This window comes from Microbulbifer sp. JSM ZJ756, assembly GCF_044383805.1.
Classification (GTDB): Bacteria; Pseudomonadota; Gammaproteobacteria; order Pseudomonadales; family Cellvibrionaceae; genus Microbulbifer; species Microbulbifer zhoushanensis.
This window is the reverse complement of sequence record NZ_JBISER010000001.1, coordinates 223,921-240,258: the sequence shown is the minus strand read 5'-3', so window position 1 is coordinate 240,258 and position 16,338 is coordinate 223,921. Positions and strand designations below refer to the sequence as shown.

Sequence of the window (16,338 nt, the reverse complement as noted above, 5' to 3'; positions counted from 1 at the left end):
CACTCAAGCCCCGGTGTGATGCTACCTGTCTCACACCGGGCGTATACTAATGCAACTCCACCAAGGGGCAGATCTTTTAGATCAAGGTGCAAAATGGACAAGATTAAACAGTGGCTCGCAGAACACGATATTTCCGAAGTGGAGTGTCTGGTGCCCGATATGTCCGGAAACGCGCGGGGCAAGTTTACCCCCACGGACAAATTCCTCACCCAGGACAGCCGCCTGCCGGAAAGTATCCTGGTACAGACCGTTACCGGGGATTACGTCGACGAGCATAACGAGCTCGTGGACCCGGCGGATACCGACATGCTGCTGGAACCTGATCCGGACTCAATCCGCCTGAACCCCTGGGCCAACGAGCCCACAGCACAGATAATCCATGACTGCTACACCCGGGACGGCAAGCCGCACCCCATCAGCACACGCAATATACTCAAGTTTGTATTGGAGAAATACGCTGAAATGGGCTGGAAGCCGGTGGTGGCACCGGAGGTGGAATTCTACCTGGTCAAGCGCAACCTCGACCCGGACGAGAAACTGTCAGCGCCGATCGGCCGCTCGGGCCGCACGGAGAAAACCCGGCAATCCTACAGTATTGATGCGGCCAACGAGTACGAACCCATCATTGAGGACATGTACGACTTCTCCGAGGCACAGGGACTGGATGTCGACACCCTGATCCACGAGTCCGGTACCGCCCAGATGGAAATCAACTTCCTCCATGGGGATGCGCTAAAACTGGCGGACCAGGTCTTTACGTTCAAACGCACCGTGCGCGAGACGGCCCTGCGCCATGGCATCTATGCCACCTTCATGGCAAAGCCGATGGAACAGGAACCCGGCAGCGCGCTGCATATCCACCAGAGCATTGTGGATATGGAGTCCGGGCGAAACATATTTGTCGACGAGGACGGCAGGGAAAACCAGACATTCATGCATTTTATTGGCGGGATGCAGAAGTACACCCCGGGCTTTATCAGTTTCTTCGCGCCCAATGTGAACTCCTATCGCCGCTTCACGCCGGAAATTGCCGCCCCCACCAGCCTGCACTGGGGGTATGACAACCGCACAACCGGCCTGCGGGTACCCGACAGCTCACCGCAGGGCAAGCGCCTCGAAAACCGCTTCCCCGGTGCGGACTGCAACCCCTACCTGGCGATCGCAACGTCTCTCGCCTGTGGTTACCTGGGCATTATCAATCGTATCGAGCCGAGCGAGCCCTATGCCGGGGATTGCTCGTCCGAACCCATTTCCCTGCCCCGCACCCAGGAGCATGCCCTCAGCCTGTTAGCGGAGTGCAAAGAGGCAAAGCAGATGTTCGGGGAAAAGTTCGTGCGTGCCTGGAGCGCCATCAAGCGCGACGAGTACGAGGAATTCAACCGGGTAATCAGCTCCTGGGAGCGTGAATACCTGCTGCTGAACGTCTGATTGACACGACAGCAGACACTTCCTGAAAAAACGCCAATGCCGGAAAGGCCCCAATAAAGGGGCCTTTTTTGATTATAAATTTAATTTTTTTGCTGACTATTCGTGAAAATTAGGCAGATTTTTACGGAAAGATCCTTTCAGCGCAAAAAAACTTGACCCACTTTCCAAACCGCGAAATAGCTCTCCCGAGCCAATTGCCCCCCCTGTAATGCCCGCTAATCTGGATCACGCCTGTCACCAACAGGTGAACCGATCGGGATGTGGGATCAGGGAAATGGAGCCAGGGCCTCCTTGCGCTGGTGCCCTCGTTCCCACAACCCCGGCCCAACCCAATGGCGGCGATATCGCAGGCGGCTGGCATTGCCGTTCCCCGCCTGTGCGTTGCGTGCGGAGGCGATCCCACCAAACGCAGCCTCGTCCTTCCGGATAGAAAAGGAATAATAAGCAATGAAGCACTTAATCGGTTTTAGCTGCGCGATTTCAATGACCCTGGGTGCCCATGCGGCCGACCGCATCCCGGCAACCCCGGACCTGCTGTCGAAAAGCATCCATTCAGCACAGGCTGCCCAGGACGTCACCCTGGAAGAGGTAAAATCCCGGACCCTGCCCAATGGCAAGACCGTGACCCGCTACCGCCAGACCCACCGGGGTATACCGATATGGGGCGCTACCGTCACCAGCTCCGGTAAGGGCAACACTGCCCGGGTCACTGGCGAGGTGATTGCCGGACTCGACCTCGAAGTCCCCTCGACTCGCCCTACCATCAAACCGGAAAATGCCCTTGCGCGGGCCATGTCCCGGAGCATTGCACTGCGCATGGAATCCGGGCAGGCAACCCCCCAGTCTGCCAACGCCCTGAAGCTATCAGCAGCCAACCAGCGGCAGAAATTATACGTTTACCTGGATGAACAGGATCGGGCGCGCCTGGCCTACCTGGTGAGCTGGGTGGAGTATGGCGAGAACCCTGCCCGCCCCTTTTTCTTTATCGACGCGCTTACCGGGGAGGTACTCTCGCAATGGGACGGTCTCACCAATCGGGACGCAAACGGCCCCGGGGGTAACGAGAAAACGGGTCGCTACGACTATGGCAGTGACTTCCCCACCCTGCTGGTATCCAGTGACTGCCGGTACGATTCGCCAAACGTGGAAACCGTCGACATGGACAACCGCACCAGCGGCGGCAGTATTTTCGCGATCGACAGCTGCCCGGCAAGCGGCACCCCCTACAACGACTACCGCTACATCAACGGGGCCTTTTCCCCCCTGAACGACGCACACTATTTCGGCAACGTGGTGTTCGACCTGTTCAGCGACTGGTATGGCACCGCGCCCCTGACCCAGAAACTGCGCCTGCGGGTCCACTACGGCAACAGCTACGAAAATGCTTTCTGGGATGGCAGCCAGATGACCTTTGGTGACGGGGCTTCCCGCTTTTACCCCCTGGTCAGCCTTGACGTCACCGCCCATGAAGTGAGCCATGGCTTTACCGAGCAGAACTCGAACCTGCGCTACTCGGCACAGTCCGGCGGCATCAACGAGGCATTTTCAGATATGGCCGGTGAGGCTGCAGAATACTATATGCGTGGCAGCAACGATTGGCTGGTCGGGCAGGAGATTTTCAAGTCGAGCGGTGCACTGCGCTATTTCGAGGACCCCACCCGGGATGGCAACTCCATCGGTAATGCGGCCGACTACTACTCCGGCATGGATGTCCATCACAGCTCCGGCGTATTCAACCGGGCCTTCTACCTGCTGGCCAATAGCACCGGATGGGATACACGCAGGGCTTTCGACGTCTTCGTTCTGGCCAACCAGAGCTACTGGGGCAGCACTACAGACTTCAACCAGGGCGCCTGTGGCGTGGTTGAGGCCACCCGCGATTACAGTTACGACGAAGCCGATGTAATTGACGCGTTTGATGCGGTCGGCGTCTCCACTTCCGCCTGCACCGATACACAGCCACCGGTGGGATCAGAACTGGAAAATGGCGTTCCCGTCAGCGGCCTTTCGGGCAGCCAGGGGCAGGAGATTTTCTACACACTCGAAGTTCCCGCCGAAGCTACCAGCACCAGCTTTGAGATTTCCGGCGGTTCCGGCGATGCCGACCTGTACGTTAAATACGGTTCGGCGCCCACCACCTCCAGTTACGATTGCCGTCCCTACCGCAATGGCAACAACGAAAACTGCTCGTTCAACCCGGCCCAGGCCGGCACCTACCATGTGATGCTCAGGGGTTACAGCAGCTTCAGTGGCGTGGAGCTCGTGGGCAGCTACAGTGATGATGCCGGGGACAGCTTGACCCGGACAGAGCTTTCCGGCGGCCAGGGGTCCTGGCAGCACTTCACCCTGGACGTCGGTGAGGGGCGCTCCCTGCTCGAGGTGCAGATGTCCCAGGGCAGCGGTGACGCCGACCTTTATGTTCGCTATGGCAGCCAGCCCACTACCAGCAGTTACGACTGCCGTCCCTACCGGAACGGCAACAGCGAGCTGTGCTCGTTCAGCAATCCCCAGTCCGGGACCTGGCATATCAGCATCCGCGGCTACCGTTCCTATAACGGTGTAACCCTGGAGGCCTCAGCCACACCATGATGCGGGCATTTACGACCGGCTTGCACAGCGGCCAGGCCTGAACGAAAAAGGGGCAGCTTGTCGCTGCCCCTTTCCTCGTCCAGTCCCGTGCTTACTTGTGACTGGGATCTTTCCAGTAATCCTTGACCGTATCTTTCATCTCCTTCGCAAGGATGCTGATACCAAACAGGTTGGGCAGCGTCATGATCACAATCGCTACAGCTGACAGGTTCCAGATGACCGTGGTGTCCTCAATCGCCGCCCAGAAGAAGGCAATGACATAAACCAGGCGGTACGGCATTACAGCTCTGGGACCAAACAGGTAGATCATGGAGCGGTCGCCATAGTAAGACCAGGCGATCGCGGTCGAGAAGGCGAACAGCAGGATCCCCAGCGTCACGATCAGGCTGCCGTAGTCACCAAAGAAACCGCGCTGGAAGGCAATATTGGTCAGCGCTACCGAGTGCACCAGTGAATTGCCCCAGATCTCAACATTCGGGTTGACGAAGCGCCCGTCGCTTACCGTCAGCACACCGCTGAAAGTGTCATCCCCTACCCGGAACTCAACATCCTCAGCCACCGAGCGCGCATTGATCAGGGTGAACTCGCCCTCATTCAGTGCACGGCCATCGGCAACCACGACAGAGCCATTGAACCGCTTCACCTCGCTGCCGCCGTTACTCAGGAAATTGAACAGTGTCTTCACATCCTCACTGTTCTGGTCAGTGTACTGCCCGGCCACAGCGACCATATCGGCGCGCTCGAAGCGATTGAAATGTTTCTCGGTCCATACGCCAGAGGAGAGGATCACCAGGCCGGTCAGGGTACAGATGATCAGCGTATCGATAAAAGGCTCGAGCAGCGAGACCATGCCCTCTGACACCGGCTCATCGGCACGGGCCGCGGCGTGCGCGATCGGCGCCGAGCCCTGCCCAGCCTCGTTGGAGAAGAGCCCGCGGTTGACGCCCCGGTTGAACGCGTAGGCGAAGCTCGCACCGAGGAAGCCACCGGCTGCAGCAGAGCCGTTAAACGCGTCACTGAATACTGCCGCGAACGACGGAATGATGTTTTCATAGTTGTACAGGATCACCGCCAGGGCGCCGATGACGTAGAGCAGGGCCATCAGCGGCACAATGGTTGAGGTCACCTTGGCAATCCGGGTAATCCCGCCAATGATCACCATCCCCAGCAATATCGCCAATACCCCACCAGTCAGGGCCTTGTTGAGGCCGAAGGTGTCGTACATCGCCTGGGCGATGTTATTGACCTGCGGCAGGCTGCCGGTACCGAAGGAACAGATTACTGTGGCAACGGCGAACAGCACCGCCAGCCACTTCATGTTGAGTCGCCGTTCCATATAAAACATCGGGCCACCGGCATAGTAACCATCAGCGGCCTTGATACGGTATTTGTGTGACAGCGTCACCTCGACGAACTTGGTCGTCATACCCAGGAAGGCCGTCACCCACATCCAGAAAAGCGCAGCCGGCCCACCCAGGAAGATCGCCAGGCCAACACCACCGATGTTACCGGTACCCACGGTGCCGGATAGTGCAGTGGAAAGCGCCTGGAAGTGGGAGGTGTCACCAGGATCCCCCGGCTTGTCGTACTTGCCCCGTACAATCTTGATCGCATGACCAAAATACCGCACCTGGGGAAAGCCCAGGAAGATGGTAAAGAAAACGCCGACGCCAAGCAGGACATACGGGAACCACCATGCCGAACCGAGCATGCCGTCCAGTGACAACAGCAGATGATTGAAGGATTCCAAGTTGACCCCCACTACTCTGTATTATTTATTTCCGATTATTTTTACAGCTTAAGCTGCAGATAGCTGCGCAGATTAGCAGTTTCCGGGATGCTAGGGAAACTCTGAACAGCGATGCCACTTCATCCCAGGAATGAGAAATGCTCCCGGTGCGGGAAGAGCCCGTAATGCCCACCGGTGTGTACGAAGACCAGGTTCTCGCAGTCCCGGTAGCGGCCGCGGGCAAGCTCCCGCAGCAGCCCATCGAACGCCTTGCCCGTATATACCGGGTCCAGCAGCAGTCCCTCCAGCGCCGCGGCCTCAGCAATTGCCCGGTACACAGGTTCCTCGGCAATCCCGTAGCCCGGGCCGATATAATCGGCGTTCACGGCGATCCTGAGTGTTTTTTCATCAAACTGTTGATTATTACTACTCGCCCACTGGGCCACGTCTTCCTGTACCTTGCGGACAAAGTAGGACTCATCGTCGCACACCGCGTAACCGGTGACCTGCGTTTTCGCTCCCGCCAGGTGAAAGCCGAGCGTCAGGCCCGCCTGGGTTCCCCCGCTGCCGGTGGCGCAGACAACATGCTCCGGCTCAAAACCCTCCCGCCGGCAGTCTTCGAGCAACTCCCGTGAACCGTCGAGGTAACCCCAGATACCCAGGCCATCGCTGGCACCGGTCGGTATCAGCAGCGCCCTGTGGCCATGGTCTGCATAGACCTTTTCCCAGTGAGCGAAGATCTCCTGCTGCTCACGAAAATACTGGCGCTGGGGATAGAAGGACACTTTTGCACCGGCAAGCCGGTCCACCAACAGGTTCCCGTCCATCTCGCCGCTATGCTCGCCGCGCAGGATAAGGTGCACATTCAGTCCCAGCCGGGCCCCCACCAGGGCAGTGGTACGGCAGTGATTGGATTGCAGGCCCCCGCAGGTAATGAGCGTGTCACAGCCCTGCTCCAGCGCTGCACCGGCGATAAACTCCAGCTTGCGCAACTTGTTGCCGGACATCGCCGCCTCTGTCAGGTCGTCGCGCTTGACCCAGATACGCGGGCCGTCAAAGGGGGTGGAGTACTTTTCGGTAATACGGTCGAGGGGTTGCAGCGGGGTGGGCAGGCGCGCCAGTTGCACGCGGGCAGGAAAGTTCAGCTGGTCCATATGCACTCCCGGAAGGCATCAAAAATATTGTTGTTGATTACAAATCCGGCAACCCCCTGACATAAAAAACCCGGCTGAAGCCGGGTTTTCACGGAACCGTAGGGGGGCCCGCGCGCACTAGATCTTCTTGATCGTGCCCTTGGGCAGGATAGCGTGCACGGCTACCTTCTGGAACTTCAGCTGCATGTTGTCAGCCACTTCCAGAACGAGGTAATCCTCATCCACCTTCTCAACACGGCCCAGCATGCCACTGGTCATCACCACCTCATCACCCTTTTTCAGGGCGCTGACCAGCTCCTGATGCTCTTTCTGGCGCTTGCGCTGCGGCCGGATAATAAAGAACCACATAAACGCAAACAGGCCAGCAAACATCAGCAGGGTAACCATAGGATTTCCCTGGGGTGCCGGTGCGGCCTCCTGGGCAACCGCGGCAGGAATGAAAAAGCTCATTAATCAACCTCGAAAAGTCAGCCAATAAATTGTGGCCAACTCTAACGGGTTTATCCTGCCGAGGCAATCGGCGACCCCGCGGCAGTTGCCGTGGGGTCGGCCGGCATCAGAAGCGCTGGCGGACCTGGCGTCGATAACCGGTCGGGGACATACCGGTCCAGCGCTTGAAGGCGCTGGTAAAACTGGTCCGGTCGGAGAAGTCCAGGATCCGGGAAATGCCATCCACGCTCAATGCGGTGTCCTTGAGGAAATGCACGGCATGGCGGAAACGCACATGGTCGCGCAGGGCCGCAAAGCTGAGATTGTGCTCCTGCAGCCGTCGCTGCAGCGTGCGGGTGGACATGCTCAGGTCCGAGGCTACCGGCCGGATCGCCAGCGAGGCTTTACCGATCCGCTGTTCCAGCACATCGATCACGCGCGCGGCAATTCCAAAGCTGGTGGCTTCCGGCGGTGCCAGTAACTGGTCCAGGATATTGGGATCACCCGAGAGACGCGCCTGCTGCAGGGGCTTGTCCTCAGAGAGAGACGACTGGTCTGGCTGAATATGGTTCATGAGCTGCTCCTTAAATAAGTTCCGTGAGCCGCGGTTATTTTTCTACGCCCGCTTCCTGCGAACCCCAAACTTTCTAGCCCCTACCACTGACCTCAAGAGCCGAATACCACCCGTTGCGGGGATACACTTGAAACAGACCTCGAATCCATCGCAGAACTGTACAAAAACTAACCTTACCTCCGGCAACATCCTTCCAGGGAGGCTCCCTGTGCCGGCGCTTCTTTACACAAGCCAGTATAGACCAATCACGGAGAATGCAAGGCGCGACAGGCAACTTTTTTTTTAAAACACATAAATGACATCTTACTGGCTGAAATCCACGTGAGCTGGGGCGCCAGAAAGACAATAACGGTAGGAAAAAAGACCCACTGACAGGGCGACAACAGGTTCACTGAACCTGAAAGCAGGCTCGGGAAAGTCAGATGAATGCGCGCCGGACCAGCTTATCAAGGAAAGTCAGGAATGATCGAACGCTTGCGATATTGCCGGGACGATACTGCGGGGGAACCGGGCGCCGGGCCGGGACCGCGGCGCCCTACTCAACCCTGCGGCCCCGCGGTTGACCTCAGGCCAGGTTTTCGTCAATCCAGCCCAGCACGTCTTCATGGTGGGTCTTGGTCTTGACCTTATCGATGATATGGCGGAGCCGGCCACTCTTGTCGATGATAAAGGTGGTACGCAGCAACCCCATGTACTCCCGGCCCATAAATTTCTTCAGGCCCCAGCAGCCATACTTATCGGCTATCTTGTGGTCCTCATCGGCCAGCAGGTCGAAATTGAGCTCATGTTTCTCGATGAACTTCTGCAGCTTGGCCTCGGGGTCCGGGCTGAGTCCCAGCACCACCGTGTCACGGCTGGCAAACTCTTCCGCACTGTCACGGATTCCGCAGGCCTGGGTAGTGCAGCCGGGTGTCAGGGCTTTGGGATAGAAATAGAGGACCACATTTTTTTTATCGCGAAAGTCCTTCAGTGAAACCTTTTCGCCGTCCTGATTTTTCAGCGTAAACGCCGGTGCCAGATTGCCGATTTTGGGAAATGCCACAGATACCCCCTGAATTAAACATGTTTATTTTAGCGCAGCGGGATTATAACGGAGCCGCGCATGCGGCTCACGGAATTCGTTTTCACCCGCCATGTGAAACCCCGCTAGGCCCCTGCCCGGCAGCCCTTATCCACCCGACACATGTATTTTTGGATTGAACGCCCAGGGGGATACAGCGGTGGCGTCACAGCTCCAGCAGGCTGTATCCCCGCTCCCGCCGGGCAAAAATCCCACACTGGCTGAGCTTTTCCACCAGGGCGGCGCGCTCGGCATCTGTCAGGAAGTCACCTATCTCAAGGCACCCTTCCGGACCACTGAAACTGATTGATGCCGGTTCCGTATCACTGTCGATACGCACCAGGACTACCAGGCTGTCCCGCTCAAACTCCCGGTGATAGACAGACTGCTCCCGGTGCCCCCTGGAGCAATCCAGCACCACGCGCTCCCCGTTAATGCGGATCACCTCGCGACGCGAGCCCTCGGTGTAGACATAAAACAGCACAATGCCCAGCAACAGCATTTCCAGGCCCGCGAATGGCAATATCATCCATGCGCCGGCCAGTGCAAAGGCGGCACTGATCCCAAAGGATACGGCCAGCAGGGAGATAAATACCCACAGGTTTCCGGAGCTTGAGAGTGACTGGTTGGGCTGCAGCAGGATGCAGGCATTGGCACGGGAGACGCGACCGACTTCAGTAACCATGGTTCTGGGTTCCTGATACTACTTATCCCCAAGTGTAGTCAGGACGAACCGGGAGCCAAAAATGCCGCCGGTAGCGGGTCTGTATCCCTGCCGGGCAGGCATAAAAAAGCCCGCAACAGGTGCGGGCTCTTCTCTGTCCGATACCGGGCCGGTGCCATGCTGATGGCGGCCGGTGGCGTTGGACAGGTTACGGCAGCAGGTGCGCTACAGCGTCGCGCTCTTCCGCCAGTTCCTGCTCGGTGGCAGACATCTTCTCGCGAGAGAAATCATTGATGTCGACGCCCTGGACAATTTCCCAGTCACCGTTCTTGCAGGTGCACGGGAAGGAGTAGATCAGGCCTTCCTGGATGCCGTAAGAACCGTCACTGAAGACACCCATGCTGGTCCAGTCACCCTCGGCGGTGCCCAGCGCCCAGTCGCGCATATGGTCAATCGCCGCATTGGCAGCGGACGCCGCGGAAGAAGCACCGCGAGCCTTGATGATCGCCGCGCCGCGCTGCTGCACGGTGGGGATAAAGTCGTTCTCGTACCAGTCCTGTTCCACTTTATCCATGGCGCTGGCCCCACCGACCTTGACCTGGTGCAGGTCCGGGTACTGGGTGGAGGAGTGGTTGCCCCAGATAGTCATGTGGGTAATGTCGTTGACGCTGGAATCAGTCTTGTTAGCCAGCTGCGACAGGGCCCGGTTGTGGTCCAGGCGGGTCATGGCGGTGAAGTTGCGGGGATCCAGGTCCGGCGCGTTGCGCTGGGCGATCAGCGCATTGGTGTTGGCGGGATTGCCCACCACCAGCACTTTCACGTCGCGGGCAGCCACGTCGTTCAGCGCCTTGCCCTGTGCGGAGAAAATCGCCGCATTGGCTTCCAGCAGGTCCTTGCGTTCCATGCCCGGGCCACGGGGACGGGCACCGACCAGCAGGGCGTACTGTGCGTCCTTGAAGGCGACGTTGGCGTCATCAGACTGGACAATGCCCGCCAGCAGCGGGAAGGCGCAGTCTTCCAGCTCCATGGCCACGCCCTTGAGCGCTTCCAGGGCCGGGGTGATTTCCAGCAGTTGCAGGATAACCGGTTGGTCTTTGCCCAGCATTTCGCCAGAGGCGATGCGGAACAGCAGCGAATAGCTGATCTGGCCGGCGGCGCCGGTCACAGCAACACGTACAGGTGCTTTCACGATAGTTCTCCCTCGTCTGTAAGCGGCCCGCATTATAGAGACTTACGGATAAATTTCACCTGCGGCCCGCCGGGAATGTTCCCGGGTTCATACCAAAGCAGCAGTGGATTCCGCGTAGCGGCTGGCCAGGGCCCGGTAAAGCTGGTCACTGTAATCACTGCTGGCAGCGTCCAGGGCCGTGCTGAGTTCTGCCAGGTGCTCGTTGTCTTCACGCCCATCCCAGTTCTTCACGTAGCTGCCATCCTGGTAGCCGTTGTCCTGCCGGAAACGGTTGAGGACGTTCTTGCCGACATAGCGGCGGTAGAGCTCGTCGAAGGTCATACCGGTGTCCGCCAGTAGCTGGGCAAAGCCAACCAGGTCAAATTGCCTGCTGGCCAGGGTGTTCAGCGTGAAAGCCTCCAGATGCTCGCGAAAGTCACCCTGCCCGGGACGCGTTGCGGCCAGCTCGGCTGCCATATCGGTGGCAACTTTCTCCGGCGCCCCTTGCTGGAGCTCCAGGCTTAGGCCGAAATGCCAGATATCCACCAATTCGAGCTTTACCTGGTCCATATCCGGCTGCTGCTTTTTCCACCACTTCCAGCCATAGTGATCCAGCAGTTCGGCGCTCTCTATCCAGATAGCGCGGTACCAGGCAAAGTTCTGCTCACGCCAGTTATTGTTAACCAGCGTATTGATCTCGTCTTGCAGGGCCAGCATGGCCTGCAGCTGTTGTTGCATCATCGGGGATATTTCCTGCGTGCGGGCTCAGGCAGCCCGGGGGAAAAGTCGGTTAAAGTTGTCCGTGGTGATTTCGGCCAGTTCTTCCAGCGCCAGGCCGCGCAGGTCGGCAATAAATTCCGCTACCTCGCGCACATAGGCCGGGATATTCGGCTTGCCGCGATAGGGAACCGGCGCCAGGTAGGGAGAATCGGTCTCCACCAGCAGTCGTTCCAGCGGCAGCTTGCGGGCCACATCACGCAGCTCTTCGGCATTCTTGAATGTCACGATACCGGAAAGCGAAATGTAGTAATTCAGGTCGAGCGCCGCCCGCGCCATTTCCCAGCTTTCGGTGAAACAGTGCAGGACACCGGCATGGTCCGGGTCACCATGTTCGCGAATCAGCTCCAGGGTATCCTCGCGCGCATCGCGGGTGTGCACAATCACAGGCAGGCCGGCGCGACCGGCAGCCCGCAGGTGGGCAGCAAAGCTCTCGCGCTGTGTCTCCCGGGTATCGGTGCTGTAGTAATAGTCGAGGCCGGTCTCACCCAGCGCCACCACATTGGGCTTCTTTGAAAGCTCGATCAGCCGCTCTTCGGTGGCCAGTCCCGAGTCCACATCCAGCGGGTGGATGCCCACCGAGCAGACCACATCGGGATACTGGCCGGCAATCTCCACCACCCGGTCGACATTGTCCAGGCTGATCCCCACGCACAGGAACTTGTGCACGCCGCGCTCGCGGGCCAGGTCCAGTACGGCACTCAGGTCACCGTCGAACTTGTCGAGTTTCAGCCGATCGAGATGGCAATGGGAGTCAACAATCATGTATCAGTTACAACGTGTGGGTTGGCCGGCTGGATTCCAGTGAGCCGGCCAGGTAAGTTTCGATCTTGCTCTGCGCCTGGTTGTCCTTGTCTGTGAACTGCAGCCCCACACCCGGGGACCGGTTGCCCTGGGCACCGGCGGGTGTGATCCAGACCACCTTGCAGGCCACCGGGACCTTATCTGGCTCGTCCATCAGGTTCAACAGCAGGAAGACTTCATCGCCCAGGTTGTAGGGCTTGTCCGTTTTCAGGAATAAGCCACCGTTTTTCACGAACGGCATATAGGCAGCATAGAGCACCGACTTGTCCTGGATCTTGAGCGTCAGGATACCCCGGGCTCCCCCTCCCATGGCGGTCATAGTCCATCCTCGATTGTTGTCGTTGTATTTGCCGCTACGTTAGCCGAGCACGCCAAAGCTGTCCAGAAGCGGCCGCCCGGTCAGGCGGAAAAGAGCCTGGACCAGCGGATCATCAGTTCTTCAAGCAACAGGCGCTTGTTCGGGTTACTGCCGCCCACCAGTCCCTGCCGGGCCTGCTGCAACTGGTCGCTGAAGGCAAACAGGGATCGCAGGCTTTCGGTCCCTGTACCGGGCAGCCGCTGCAACAGGGCAACGACCTGTTCATCGGCGGTGAGGTCACAGCTGCGAGCGCGCATCATCAGCGCCACCCAGTGTTGCCAGAATTGCAGTAACTGCGTCAGCGCCACGCCCTCCGGGGGATTCTCCCAGCGCCCGGCAAGGGATACCGCACTCGCGCTAGCGCGGGTGAGCTCAGTCAGGTCGGTGAGAAATTGCTCGCGCGCCTCCCGTGCTTCGGGATCCGCCAGTTGCAGGGCCAGCAGCGGAGCACCACCAGCAAGATCTAGGGCGCGCTGGGCACCCTGCCCGTCCAGGCCGCCCTCTCCCAGCCAGCGCAACGCTACGTCCGGGGATGGTGCCGGGAACGGCACGGTCTGGCAGCGGCTGCGGATAGTGGGCAAAAGGCCCGAGGGAGCGTCCGAGATCAGCAGGAACAGCACAGCGGGTGCCGGTTCCTCGAGGTTTTTCAGGAGCGCATTGGCAGCGTTGACGTTCATTGCCTCGGCTGGTGCCAGCCAGACGACGCGCGCGCCTTCCCGGCCGCTGGTGCGGCTGACAAAACTGCCCAGCTGGCGCACCTGCTCGACTTTCAGCGGACCGCCGGGTTTTTCCGGTTCCACCCTCAGGAAATCAGGATGCGAGCCGGCCTGCCACAGGCGACAACCACGGCAATCCCCGCAGGCAAGCCCGTCCCGGGGCTGTTCGCACAGCACCAGTGCTGCAAAGGCTTCGGCAAAGCGCCGCTTGCCAAGGCCACCCGCGCCGCTCAGCAGCAGCGCATGGGGGCATCGCCCGGCGCGCCACTGGGCGCCCAGCCGCTGCCATTGCTCCCCCTGCCACGGCAGGGGAGATGGAATACTGGTGCTCGCTGATGTGGTGTCTGACACGCGTGTGCTGCTCCCGCGAATAATCCTCTGCCCGCCCTCAGGAGACGAGCGCTTCCAGGTGCTGCCGTAGGCCCGCCTGCACCTGCTCCAGTGGCTGGCTCGCATCGATCACCGCATAGCGGTCCGGGGCAGCATCCGCGCGCGCCCGGTAGGCATCCCGCACCCGGCGAAAGAAGGCAAGCTGTTCGCTCTCAAAGCGGTCAGCGGCGCCCGTGCTGGCCGCACGCTCAAGCCCCAGCTCTGGATCCAGGTCCAGCAACAGTACCCGGTCGGGGCGCAGGTCGCCCTGGACAGTCTGTTCGAGCTGCGCGATAAGTTGCCGGTCCAGCTGCCGGCCACCGCCCTGGTAGGCATAGGTGGCGTCGGTAAAGCGGTCACAGATCACCCACTCGCCCCGTGCCAGGGCCGGCCGTATGACCTCGGCCAGGTGCTGTGCCCGCGCGGCGAAAACCATCAGCAATTCTGCTGTGGGGTCCACCGCTTCCTCGCGGTGGCTAAGCAGCAGCTCTCGCAATTGCTCTGCCAGCGGCGTGCCACCGGGCTCCCGGGTCTGCACGAAGGGAATACCCTGCTCCTCCAGCCAACTGGTCACAAACCGGAGGTTGGTGGACTTGCCGACGCCCTCACCGCCTTCGAGCGTGATGAACTTTCCCCGCACGATTACTCTCCCTTGTCCGGGCTTGAGCGATAGTCCGCACGGCGCTTGAGCTGGTACTCGCGCACTGCCCGGTTATGCTCGGCTAGCGTCGCGGAGAAGTGGTGATAGCCGTTGCCCTTGGCAACAAAGTAGAGGCTGTCACCGTCCTTCGGGTTCAGGGCCGCACGGATGGCCTCCCGGCCCGGCAGGGCTATGGGAGTGGGCGGCAGCCCGTCGATTACATAGGTATTGTACGGGGTCGCCTGGCGCAGGTGCACGCGCCGCAGGTTTCCATCGTAATCCTCACCGAGGCCGTAGATCACCGTGGGGTCTGTCTGCAGGCGCATGCCCTTGTTAAGGCGGCGCACGAATACCCCGGCAATCTCATCGCGCTCGGATGGCTGCCCGGTTTCTTTCTCCACCAGCGAGGCCATGATCAGTGCCTCATAGGGACTGCTGTAAGGCAGGTCCTCGTCCCGTGCCTGCCACTCCTCATCCAGCACTTTCTGCATACGCTGGTAGGCCTGGCGCAACAGCTCGATATCGCTGGTGCCCGAGCGATAGATGTAGGTATCGGGGAAAATCCAGCCCTCAGGGCTCTCGCCCTCAAAGCCGAGGGCTTCGGCCGCGGTCCCCGGCTCGGCCGCTACCTCGGTCTGGACTATATTGCGACCGGCCCGCACCTGCGCCAGGGCCTGGGCGAAAGTCCAGCCCTCCACCAGGGTCACGCGGTAGCGGGTGACATCCCCGGTGTGCAGCCGCTCCACCAGGTCCATCGCGTTGCTGCCATGCGGAAGCAGGTATTCCCCGGCGTGGATTCCGGTCTTGTCCATGTAGTAGGCATAGAGCAGAACCACTTTGGGCAGGCTGACCACACCCTCACTGTGCAACTGGTCGAGCGCTTTCGACAGGCTCCCACCGCTGGCCACCTCAAAACGCAGGCCCTCTTCGCCCACGGCCAGTGGCTCAACCAGGCTTTTCTGGTAGGCCCAGAGGGCACCACCTGCCGCCACCAGCGCCAGGACTGTACCCAGCAGAAGGTAACGCCAGGCCCTTCCACCTCGCTTTGGTGTGGCCTTTGCCGGCTTTTCCTGCTTCGCACGCTTGTTTTTCTTTACCACAATTCTTCCGTCACTAACTGCTGTAACCTGCGGGTCTCCGGCCCGGCCGGCCCCAGTACCTGCCCATCCAGCTCTACTACCGGCAGCACACCGCGCACACCGTTGCAGAGCGCCAGTTCATCGGCCTGCTCGAGCGCGGCCCTATCAATATCGACCTCGTGCAGCGCTATCCTCTCCGCGAGCCAGTCTCGCATCACCCCCCGCACACCGCAACGGCCCAGGTCGGGCGTCAGCCAGTCGCCAGCCAAATGCACCAGCAGGTTGCAGCGGGTAGTCTCAATTAGCCTTCCGGCGCGGTCTCGCAGCAGGGCATCAACCGTAATCCCGGAATCGTGCAGCTCGGCGCTGGCACGATTATACAGCCCGCGCTGCAGCAATTTGCAGCCGGGGTTGGCAGTTTCAGTGGCTTCCAGGCGTGTTTCGCTCAGATAGAGCCGTACTCCCTGCATCCCCTCCCGCGGATCCAGCGGATGAACCGCGAGGTCCCAGTAGGGAGGCGCCGCCCCGGCAGCCAGCCGCAGGCGCAACCTGGCTGCGCCGGGCACCTCGCCCAGCTCCTGCAACAGGGCCTCGACCTCACGGAGAGATTCAACCGTAACCCGGCCACTGCGCAACAGCCGCCGCCGGTGCAGGTACCAGAGCGGGACGCAACCGCGGTCGAGCCGCATGGTTTCCAGCAGGCCATCCCCCAGCCCGGCATCCGGCGGGAGCTCGCTGGCGGGGATTCCATTGCGGAAATACAGGGGCAGGTTCACAGGGAGGGCACCGGGCCAGGGAAA

At 60.1% G+C, this 16,338-nt stretch carries 16 protein-coding genes; 2 read left to right on the top strand and 14 right to left on the bottom strand.

Annotated features, from left to right (window positions below; all coding sequences use genetic code 11):
• Positions 1-93 precede the first annotated feature (93 nt).
• Together ACH6CX_RS01055 and ACH6CX_RS01050 are read left to right on the top strand one after the other, a co-directional pair.
• A complete protein-coding gene (locus ACH6CX_RS01055) occupies positions 94-1,428 on the top strand; it encodes a glutamine synthetase family protein (protein WP_232942380.1) in 1,335 nt (444 codons plus the stop codon).
• Positions 1,429-1,875: 447 nt separating this feature from the next.
• Positions 1,876-4,017 (top strand): pre-peptidase C-terminal domain-containing protein, encoded by a 2,142-nt coding sequence (locus tag ACH6CX_RS01050; protein ID WP_334078899.1) that lies wholly within the window; start codon positions 1,876-1,878, stop codon positions 4,015-4,017.
• A 91-nt stretch (positions 4,018-4,108) separates the two neighbouring features.
• Here the strand turns inward: ACH6CX_RS01050 and ACH6CX_RS01045 are convergent, their stop codons facing one another.
• The 14 genes from ACH6CX_RS01045 to ACH6CX_RS00980 form a co-directional block, all read right to left on the bottom strand.
• The gene (locus ACH6CX_RS01045) at positions 4,109-5,767 is read right to left on the bottom strand and encodes a sodium:alanine symporter family protein (protein WP_232942378.1); all 1,659 of its coding nucleotides are present in this window, start codon (positions 5,765-5,767) and stop codon (positions 4,109-4,111) included.
• A 119-nt stretch (positions 5,768-5,886) separates the two neighbouring features.
• Entirely contained in the window at positions 5,887-6,900 is a 1,014-nt protein-coding gene (locus ACH6CX_RS01040; RefSeq protein WP_232942376.1) for a D-cysteine desulfhydrase family protein, read from the bottom strand.
• Between the two features lie 117 nt (positions 6,901-7,017).
• Entirely contained in the window at positions 7,018-7,350 is a 333-nt protein-coding gene (gene yajC / locus ACH6CX_RS01035) for a preprotein translocase subunit YajC (RefSeq protein ID WP_232942374.1), read from the bottom strand.
• A gap of 106 nt (positions 7,351-7,456) precedes the next feature.
• Positions 7,457-7,903 (bottom strand): helix-turn-helix domain-containing protein, encoded by a 447-nt coding sequence (locus ACH6CX_RS01030; RefSeq protein WP_232942372.1) that lies wholly within the window; start codon positions 7,901-7,903, stop codon positions 7,457-7,459.
• A gap of 565 nt (positions 7,904-8,468) precedes the next feature.
• Positions 8,469-8,945 carry a thioredoxin-dependent thiol peroxidase gene (gene bcp / locus ACH6CX_RS01025; protein ID WP_232942370.1) on the bottom strand — a complete coding sequence of 159 codons (477 nt, stop codon included), beginning with the start codon at positions 8,943-8,945 and terminating at the stop codon, positions 8,469-8,471.
• Positions 8,946-9,129: 184 nt separating this feature from the next.
• Complete coding sequence (locus ACH6CX_RS01020) at positions 9,130-9,648, bottom strand: DUF2244 domain-containing protein (protein WP_237061419.1); 519 nt, start codon at positions 9,646-9,648, stop codon at positions 9,130-9,132.
• 187 nt (positions 9,649-9,835) lie between these two features.
• Positions 9,836-10,816, bottom strand: a complete 981-nt coding sequence (locus tag ACH6CX_RS01015) for a malate dehydrogenase (protein WP_232942366.1) — start codon at positions 10,814-10,816, stop codon at positions 9,836-9,838.
• 87 nt (positions 10,817-10,903) lie between these two features.
• The gene (locus ACH6CX_RS01010; RefSeq protein ID WP_233006746.1) at positions 10,904-11,533 is read right to left on the bottom strand and encodes a dUTP diphosphatase; all 630 of its coding nucleotides are present in this window, start codon (positions 11,531-11,533) and stop codon (positions 10,904-10,906) included.
• A 27-nt stretch (positions 11,534-11,560) separates the two neighbouring features.
• Positions 11,561-12,337, bottom strand: coding sequence for a TatD family hydrolase (locus tag ACH6CX_RS01005; RefSeq protein ID WP_232942364.1), 777 nt, complete (start codon positions 12,335-12,337; stop codon positions 11,561-11,563).
• 7 nt (positions 12,338-12,344) lie between these two features.
• Positions 12,345-12,695: a PilZ domain-containing protein gene (locus ACH6CX_RS01000; RefSeq protein ID WP_232942362.1), complete on the bottom strand. Its 351-nt coding sequence runs from the start codon at positions 12,693-12,695 to the stop codon at positions 12,345-12,347.
• 80 nt (positions 12,696-12,775) lie between these two features.
• Entirely contained in the window at positions 12,776-13,801 is a 1,026-nt protein-coding gene (locus ACH6CX_RS00995; RefSeq protein ID WP_232942360.1) for a DNA polymerase III subunit delta', read from the bottom strand.
• 37 nt (positions 13,802-13,838) lie between these two features.
• Positions 13,839-14,459, bottom strand: coding sequence for a dTMP kinase (tmk, locus tag ACH6CX_RS00990; protein WP_237061418.1), 621 nt, complete (start codon positions 14,457-14,459; stop codon positions 13,839-13,841).
• Between the two features lie 2 nt (positions 14,460-14,461).
• Positions 14,462-15,559 carry an endolytic transglycosylase MltG gene (mltG, locus tag ACH6CX_RS00985; RefSeq protein WP_232942356.1) on the bottom strand — a complete coding sequence of 366 codons (1,098 nt, stop codon included), beginning with the start codon at positions 15,557-15,559 and terminating at the stop codon, positions 14,462-14,464.
• Positions 15,553-16,314, bottom strand: coding sequence for an aminotransferase class IV (locus tag ACH6CX_RS00980; protein WP_237061417.1), 762 nt, complete (start codon positions 16,312-16,314; stop codon positions 15,553-15,555). Before ACH6CX_RS00980 ends, mltG begins: the two co-directional genes overlap by 7 nt.
• Between the last annotated feature and the right edge of the window lie 24 nt (positions 16,315-16,338).

Coding starts and splice junctions, on each gene's coding strand:
- ACH6CX_RS01055 (WP_232942380.1), top strand. CDS start 94: ATGGACAAGATTAAACAGTGGCTCGCAGAACACGATATTTCCGAAGTG.
- ACH6CX_RS01050 (WP_334078899.1), top strand. CDS start 1,876: ATGAAGCACTTAATCGGTTTTAGCTGCGCGATTTCAATGACCCTGGGT.
- ACH6CX_RS01040 (WP_232942376.1), bottom strand. CDS start 6,900: ATGGACCAGCTGAACTTTCCTGCCCGCGTGCAACTGGCGCGCCTGCCC.
- yajC (WP_232942374.1), bottom strand. CDS start 7,350: ATGAGCTTTTTCATTCCTGCCGCGGTTGCCCAGGAGGCCGCACCGGCA.
- ACH6CX_RS01030 (WP_232942372.1), bottom strand. CDS start 7,903: ATGAACCATATTCAGCCAGACCAGTCGTCTCTCTCTGAGGACAAGCCC.
- ACH6CX_RS01020 (WP_237061419.1), bottom strand. CDS start 9,648: ATGGTTACTGAAGTCGGTCGCGTCTCCCGTGCCAATGCCTGCATCCTG.
- ACH6CX_RS01010 (WP_233006746.1), bottom strand. CDS start 11,533: ATGCAACAACAGCTGCAGGCCATGCTGGCCCTGCAAGACGAGATCAAT.
- ACH6CX_RS01005 (WP_232942364.1), bottom strand. CDS start 12,337: ATGATTGTTGACTCCCATTGCCATCTCGATCGGCTGAAACTCGACAAG.
- ACH6CX_RS01000 (WP_232942362.1), bottom strand. CDS start 12,695: ATGACCGCCATGGGAGGGGGAGCCCGGGGTATCCTGACGCTCAAGATC.